Annotated in this window: 5 protein-coding genes; 4 read left to right on the top strand and 1 reads right to left on the bottom strand. The window is 68.8% G+C overall.

Annotation, left to right across the window (positions count from 1 at the left end):
* Positions 1 to 11 precede the first annotated feature (11 nt).
* From HR086_RS04285 to HR086_RS04300, 4 genes are all read left to right on the top strand, one after another.
* Complete coding sequence (locus HR086_RS04285; RefSeq protein WP_174464938.1) at positions 12 to 1,628, top strand: Rieske 2Fe-2S domain-containing protein; 1,617 nt, start codon at positions 12 to 14, stop codon at positions 1,626 to 1,628.
* A gap of 348 nt (positions 1,629 to 1,976) precedes the next feature.
* Positions 1,977 to 3,278 carry an ankyrin repeat domain-containing protein gene (locus HR086_RS04290; RefSeq protein WP_254626165.1) on the top strand — a complete coding sequence of 434 codons (1,302 nt, stop codon included), beginning with the start codon at positions 1,977 to 1,979 and terminating at the stop codon, positions 3,276 to 3,278.
* Between the two features lie 296 nt (positions 3,279 to 3,574).
* Positions 3,575 to 4,828 carry a carboxypeptidase-like regulatory domain-containing protein gene (locus tag HR086_RS04295; RefSeq protein ID WP_174455299.1) on the top strand — a complete coding sequence of 418 codons (1,254 nt, stop codon included), beginning with the start codon at positions 3,575 to 3,577 and terminating at the stop codon, positions 4,826 to 4,828.
* 468 nt (positions 4,829 to 5,296) lie between these two features.
* Entirely contained in the window at positions 5,297 to 5,884 is a 588-nt protein-coding gene (locus HR086_RS04300; protein ID WP_141641295.1) for a hypothetical protein, read from the top strand.
* A 67-nt stretch (positions 5,885 to 5,951) separates the two neighbouring features.
* Here HR086_RS04300 and HR086_RS04305 read toward each other — a convergent pair.
* On the bottom strand, positions 5,952 to 7,409 hold a 1,458-nt coding region (locus tag HR086_RS04305), incomplete at its 5' end, for a carboxypeptidase-like regulatory domain-containing protein (RefSeq protein ID WP_174464939.1).

A 7,409-nucleotide genomic window follows, 5' to 3' on the forward strand; every position in this document is an offset into this window, starting at 1 on the left:
GGGCGGCGTTCATGCGAATCACCTTCCTGGGCCATGCGGGCTTCGCCGTGGAAACCGCGCGGAGCGTCGTCGTCATGGACCCGTGGCTGACCGAGCGGGGCGCCTTCGACTCGGCGTGGATGCAGCTGCCGCGCAACCACCACCTGGCTCCGCGCGTGCGCGAGCTGCTGGAGACGCCGGGCCGGGAGCGCTTCCTCTACGTCAGTCACGAGCACAAGGACCACTTCGACCCGGAGTTCCTGGCCACGCTCCAGCGCCGCGACTTCACGGTGGTGATTCCTCGTTTCCTGCGCTCGGAGCTGCAGGACATCTTCGCGAAGTACGGCTGCAAGCGCGTCATCGCCTGTGAGGACGGCCGCGAAATCCCCTTCAAGGGGGGCTACCTCAAGCTCTACGTGTCGGAGCAGGGCACCAACCGGGACTCGGCCGTCATGGTGCGAGGGGACGGCCAGTGCTTCATCAACCTCAACGACTGCAAGCTGCATGACCGCCTGGCGCGCATCACCGAGGAGGAGGGGCCCATCGACGTCTTCACGGCCCAGTTCTCCGGCGCCATCTGGCATCCCACCTGTTACGAGTACTCGCCGGAGACGTACGCGGCCATCTCGCTGAAGAAGCGCGACAGCAAGTTCGAGGCGGTGGCGCGGGCGCTGGAGGTGGTGCGCCCTCGGGCCTACCTCGCGTCCGCGGGGCCAGCGTGCTTCCTGGACCCGACGCTGTTCCACCTCAACTTCGAGAAGGTGAACATCTTCCCCAATGCCACCACGCTGTTCCGGTTCCTGGAGCAGCGTCTTCCGGGGGCCGCGTCGAAGTACCTGGAGCCGATGCCCGGGGATGTGCTGGACATCGGCTCGCTGGATTTCGTCTCGCTCGACCAGGAGCGCGTGACTCAGGAGGGCTTCGATGCGTACCTCCGGAAATACGCGGACGACATGGCGCCGCTGTTCCGGGAGCGGCGCCGCAACATGCTGCGCGCAGAGGTGGATGAGATTCACGCGCGGCTGCGCGTGGAGCTGCAGCGCAAGCTGGACCTGTTGGACCTGCACGAGCGCGTGGGCATGCCGCTGTACGTGGAGCTGACGGAGTTGCCGGAGCGGTTGTTGCGGGTGGACTTCAAGGGCCGGCGCGTGGACGAGGTCTCCGAGCTTCGCGAGACGACGCGCTACACGATGAAGGTCTCCGCCGCGGACATGGTGCGGGTGCTGGACCGGAAGCTGACGTGGGAGGACTTCCTGCTGTCGTTCCGCCTGCGGCTGAGCCGGTCGCCAGACGTCTACGAGCCCATCCTCCATGGCTTCCTGGGGGTGGAAATCGAAGACATGCGCGCCTTCTGCGAAGGCGTGCGCTCCACGGAGTCGCAGCGCGAGCGGACGGTGGTGTCCGTGGGGCAGAAGCGCTTCTCCGTGCAGCGGTTCTGTCCGCATCAGGGCGCGGACCTGGCGGAGGGCTGGGTGGAGGAGGGCAAGTACCTCGTCTGTCCTCGCCACCGCTGGCAGTTCGACCTGGACGACGGAGGTCGCTGCTTGATGAATGGCTCCACGCTCTGCGCGGAGCCGGCGACGGACGCCGTTCCCGAGGAGACGGAGAAGCCCACCGTCCCCGCGCCAGTCGTCGAGCCTCGCGTGTAGCTCGCGGACGCGAGGTGTGAGGTGGGGCGCTCAGGGCTCGAAGCTGACGCCGCCCTGGGCGAGGAATGGATGCCAATGGACGCCAGCCTCGCGTTCACGGTGACGTTCTGAGCTCCCGCCTGACCGAAGCACTCGATGAATCAATGCCGCCCGAGGGTTTCCATGGATGGCTTGGAATGGGCTGGCAGGAGGAGCGTCTGACCCGCTCGGGAATCCCTGGGTTCTGGTGGATGTCTGTCTGTGTATCGGAATGAATCCGGGGATTCATGGGAGCCGGTGGATTCATCGGGCGTCCCTGGGTGAAAAGGTGAGCCCGGCGGCGGGTATGGGCGGTATTTTCGGTCCGCCATGTCTCATGCCCCCAAGCCCCCGAAGAAGATGGATGTCGCCAGGCTGATGAAGAAGGTGGACAGCCTGCTTGACGAGTCGCCGCCTCAACTGGATGACGCGGTTCCCCTTCTGCGCCAGGTGCTGGAGGCCGAGCCAGAGCGACTGATGGCGTTGCACTCCCTGAGCTGGGCGCTGGACGCCTCGCGTCGCACCGATCCGCGTCGCTGGGAGCGAACGCTGAAGGCGGAGCACTGGAGGGCCAGGGACCGCGTCCTCGAGCTGACGCGAGGCACCCGGGCCGGTGGCGACCTGAGCGATGCCCAGCGGGCGCGCTCGCTGGCCCTGAGCCTGTGGGCGGAGGAGGTCGTCGGGGGCAGTCCCACGGACGCCCAGCTCGACGCCGTGGAGGCCGCGTTGGAGGAGGCCGAGGGGCTGCGCCCGCTGCCGGACCATGCGCGGGCGCGCCGGGGACTCGACGCCTGGCGCACCTTGCGGAAGGGCCCGGGGACGAAGGGCTACGAGAAGCTGCTCGCCGTGCTGGAAGCGGCGCCCGAGCAGCGAACCCTCGACGTGGAGGACGACGGCCCGGATTGCTTCAGCGGTCTGCAGGGGGCCTTCTCCGACGAGGGCTTCGTGGCGTGGCTGCGAAAGCAGAAGCCGGCGGCGCGGCCCAAGGGGAAGAAGGCCCGTCAGCTTGACGCGGGCCTGCTGCTCGCGGCGGGGCAGGACGCCGCCCCGTTCTTCGGCCCGGGCTTCGGCGGAGGTCGAGTGGCCCGGGTGCTGGCCTTGCGCGCGCTGGGCGCGAACCTGGACGTCCAGGACGAGGATGAGCAGGGGCTGCTCCACCTGGCCGCCCGCGTGGATGACGCGGCGCTGGTGCGGGAGTTGCTCGCCCTGGGACTCTCCACGTCCGCCGTCGCCGCCGAGTCGGCCACGCCGCTGCACCTCGCGGCCGAGGATGGCGCGGTCTCCTGCATCCCCGTGCTCGTCAAGGGCGGAGCCCAGGTGGACGCGCTCGACGAGAATGGACGCACCCCGCTCTTCAACGCCCAGGTGCCTGAGGTGGCCCAGGCACTGCTCGACGTGGGCGCCGACCCCAACGGGGGCGATGGCTGGACACCGCTGCACCAGCACGTGTGCTTCCTGGACCGGGAGCCGGTCATCGAGCTCCTCCTTCGCGCGGGCGCGGACGTCACGCGCAAGGACGCGGGGGAGAAGACCCCCGCCCAGGAAGCGCTGCGCCACAAGAACCCGCGGCTCGCCGAACTCCTGGGGGCGCCGCGGCCGCCGGGCGGAAGGAAAGCCACACTGGCGAAATGATGAGACCTGGTTCGCCCCGGCGCTTGCGGGAATCCCGTATGCGCTGGGGTCGGACGTCGATGTTTGTGGCATTCCATGTCACACGCCGCCAGCTGAGAGGCATTGTTTGTAGCGCTTCATGTCACATGAGGGTTCCGCCTGCCGTGGGTTGTGTGTGGCATGACTGTGTTTGGATGGATATTGACGCCGGGATTGGAACGCCTGTGCCAGTCGTGGCAACGTCAGACGAATCACATATCGTGTTCCTGGGTGTCATCGAGCCCGATGCCACCTCTCTCCCAATCCGGAGGTATGTGATGTCTCTGTCGAGAATCGCTGGCAAGCAGTGGCTGTGGTTGTGCGGTCTGCTCGGAGGTGCGGTGGTGCTCGGTGGCGGCTGTGGCGCGCCTGACGCGGAGGTCGAGCCTCAGCCCTCCGTGGAGCAGGCGCGTCCGCTCATCCAGTGTACGCCCTCGTCGACGGGCCTGACGGCCTGTGGCGTCGTCACGACGGCCACGGGCGCACCGGTCGCTGGCGCGATGGTGGACCTGCGTGGCATTGGGACGCTCACGGCCGCGGATGGCTCATTCTCCGTGTCCGCGCCAGCGCCGATGGGCTCCGCGCTGACCATCACCGCGCCGGGGTACATGCCCCACGTCGGCGCCATCACGCGCAACGTGCTCGGGGCCCGGTTCGTGCTCCACACGCTCCACCGTCAGACCTTCACTGGCGGCACCCCCACGGTGGCGGACCCGCGCAGCGGCGCCTCCATCCAGGTGAACCTGAGCGCGCTCCAGGGCCCCTCCGGTGAGCAGCCCGTCCCCCCGTTCACGGTGGGCGTGCGCTACATCGACACGGGCCTGCTCGCGATGCCGGGCGCGGACGCCGCCATCAACCGCGCGGGCCAGACGGTCTTCCTGGAGTCGCGTGGCGCCATCTACACGGAGGTGCGCGACGCCAAGGGCACCCTGCTCAAGCTGCGCGCGGGCGCGACGGCCCGCATCTTCATCCCACTCACCAACGACATGGCCGGCTCCGCGCCGAGCTCCATCGCGCTGTGGTCCATGGGCGTGGGCACCAACGTGTGGAACCAGCAGGCCGCCCCCGCCACGCGGGCGCCCAACCCGACGCAGTGCGGGGTGCGTGAGACCGTCACGTGTGACCCTGACGACTGCAGCCGCATCTCGTCGACCGGCTTCGGGGGCAACACCAGCGAGATTGGCTTCGTCAACGCGGACATCGAAAAGACGAACCCCGCCTGTCTGCGCGTGGTGGTGAACGCCGCGTCGCTGCCGCCCGGCACCGTGCTGCCCATCTGCCTGGAGCTGGAGATTCCGATCCCCACCGGTGGGACGCAGACGCGCAACATGTGCGTGGGGGCGGGCACCGACGTCCTCTACAACCTGCCGGCCAACGTCAACGTCACCGTGCGCCAGGCCTCGGGCTTCGGGTGTCCGCCGCCGCCCAGCGGCAGCGTGACGGTGAACACGGGCGCGCCGTGGGGCGGCGCCGGCGTGCCTGCTTCCCCCGGCCAGTGCAATGGCGTGCTGACGCTGCCGCCGCTGCCTTGACGTGAGTCGATGGTTGCAAGGGGCTCCGGCGTGCTCGCGCGCCGGGGCCTTGTCGTCGCCGAAATGAAGGGTGCCGTGTCCGGAAAGGTCGCCGTCCAGCAGCCGACAGCCATCCGCGACTGACAGGCGATTACGAGCCCCCGCCCGAACGGAGACCATCCCGGCCTCCGAATGCGTGCCATTCCCAAAGGGCGAACCCCCTTCCGTCGACGTCGTGTGGCTGTCATTGGCGCGGGGGTCGCGCGCGACGCCGTCATGCTTGTTCGGGGCGACCGCTGGGGAGCGCCTCGCAACGCCGCGGTGACCGTCGCGCCTTCCATGCCGCCAGCCCTGCCGCTGCGTTCCCCGCGCTCCGCGCTGCTCCAGGGCGCGCTGACGGGTCTGGCGCCGCCGCGTGGTTTTTCTGTCCGGGCTTGATGCGTGCTCGGGCTCGAAGCAGCTTCACCACCCCAGTCGGAGGTATCCCAGATGAGGGATGTCGCGCATTCCACCCTGTCTCTCCATGAGTCCCGAAGCAGTGCGGCGGAGCTCGTCCGGAGCATCCTGCCCATCCTCTATGGCGTCGACGAGCGCCCGCCTCGGGCGGCCGCGACGAAGCACTACCATCCCGATGCCACCTTCCAGGATCCGCTCCTCACGGTGCAGGGAATCGAGAGCATCCGGCGGCTCGTCTACGTCAACCGGACGTTCCTCACGGACTGCCGCATCGTGTTCGGGGATGTCGCGGAGACCGTCCGTCCGGATGGCTCGCACGTCGTGCTGGCCGACGTGACGTGCACGCTGGTCTTCAAGCACTTCCTCCTGTGGCGCCCCTGGCAGAAGCTGGTCGGGGACTCCTTCACCTATCAAGCGGTGCACAAGGTCGTGCTCGACGAGGACCTCAAGGTCACCGCGCATGAAGAGCATTTCAGCGTGAGGTCCGTGCTCGATACCGTCCCGGTGGGCCGCGCGCTGTATGCGCTGCTCCGCAAGGTGGATGCCGGCTGTACGTCGGACTTCGGCTACACGCTGAACCAGTACATCGCCGGGGACCGGTCCATCCGCACCGTGCTCTGAAGTGTCGCCCGAGCGCTTCGGCCCTCGCCGAGGCGCGCCGGGACCCGACGCGAGGGCTTCGCGCGAGTCAGGGCGTCCGGGCCAGCGTGTCCGCCTTGAGGTGTCCCAGGTCCGTGCGAGCCCCGCCCTCGATGACGAAGGGGCGCTTGTCGAGACTCCCCTCCATCGTCAGGAAGTGCTCTCCCGGGGGAAGACCCGCCACGATGAAGCGCCCGTCCGCCCCCCGGAAGGACATGGGGTGGTAGATCCAGTCGTCGACGTTCAGGCGCGGGCCCACGACATACGTCCCCTCCTGGGTGACGTCGACGTGGCCGACGACGGCGCCGGTGTCCTCCAAGCGGATGTCCGCGACCACCCTCTGGCCCTCGGTGGCCGTGACGGTGACGCTGCCGGCGCGGCCGTCATCGAGCCACGCATGGACGACGGTCTGCGTCCCCACGACGGGATTCACCACGAAGGCCGAGCCCTCGAAGCGGATCTGGCTGAAGTAACGAGGGCTCTGACTGCAGCCTCTCCAGTACTGGGTGGGCTTCATCACGGAGATGCGTGCCCCCTTCGCGGGCGTGCCGTCCGGCATGAGGACATGACCCGCCAGATCGAAGTAGTGCGGCACCGGAGGATGGGGTGGCCCGATGGTGACTCCGTGGACGTTCGAGTCATACGGAACCTTGATGGACAGCGGGACTCCGGGGGCCAATTCCACCTTCTTCCATCCGTCGAGGGTCGACCAGCCGTGGACGCCGCTCACGTGCGCGGTGTGGCTTCCCACCTCGACGTTGCCGGTCCAACCGCCATCGTCCTGACGCCGCAGCGGAACGCCGACGGAGACGGATTCGATGACATCCACGTTGTTGGACTTCTTGAACCGGGACCAGCGGCGATTGCGGCTGCGCGAGGGTTGGACTGTCACGGTGGTGAAGCCCGCGAACTGGATGTCCAGCCGAGCCTCCTCTCCCGCTTTGACGTCGAGGTCGCGACCCAGCCCCTGGCCCTCGGGGGAGAAGGGATGGATGTAGACGGGGCCCGGCGAAACGCCATCCAGGCGGTAGTGGCCTTGCGCGTCCGTGATGGCCTGGGTGGGCATCCACTTCTCGACCGAGCGCTCGCCCCTGGCCATCAATCGCACCCCCTGGGCGGGCGTCCCATCGAGCTTGCGCACCTGTCCGGTGACGGTGGCGCCGGGAGGCAGCGCCAGGTGGGCGGTGATGGTTCCTCCGGCGACGAGGCCCACGTCCGGCTCGCAGTCCTCGCCGTGCCCCGCGCCGCGCGCGCAGAGGTGGAAGTGCCCGGGGAGCGCGGCGGGGAACCGCGCCAGGCCCTGCTCATCCGTGAGCGCGGACTCCAAGGGATTGGCCAGGTCGACGGGCTCGCGAATGATGGCGACCATGGCTCCCGCGAGAGGCCGCTGGTCCTGGGCGGAGACGACGCGGACCTCCGCGAGTCCCGTCCCATCCCGCGTGGGCGGCGTCAGTGGTGGACGAGGCCTGGGCGCGGAGGGGCTCGCGGGAGGGGCCGTGGGTTGGAG

The organism is Myxococcus sp. CA039A, from assembly GCF_013336645.1.
Classification (GTDB): Bacteria; Myxococcota; Myxococcia; order Myxococcales; family Myxococcaceae; genus Myxococcus; species Myxococcus llanfairpwllgwyngyllgogerychwyrndrobwllllantysiliogogogochensis.

Coding starts and splice junctions, on each gene's coding strand:
- HR086_RS04290 (WP_254626165.1), top strand. CDS start 1,977: ATGTCTCATGCCCCCAAGCCCCCGAAGAAGATGGATGTCGCCAGGCTG.
- HR086_RS04300 (WP_141641295.1), top strand. CDS start 5,297: ATGAGGGATGTCGCGCATTCCACCCTGTCTCTCCATGAGTCCCGAAGC.
- HR086_RS04285 (WP_174464938.1), top strand. CDS start 12: ATGCGAATCACCTTCCTGGGCCATGCGGGCTTCGCCGTGGAAACCGCG.
- HR086_RS04295 (WP_174455299.1), top strand. CDS start 3,575: ATGTCTCTGTCGAGAATCGCTGGCAAGCAGTGGCTGTGGTTGTGCGGT.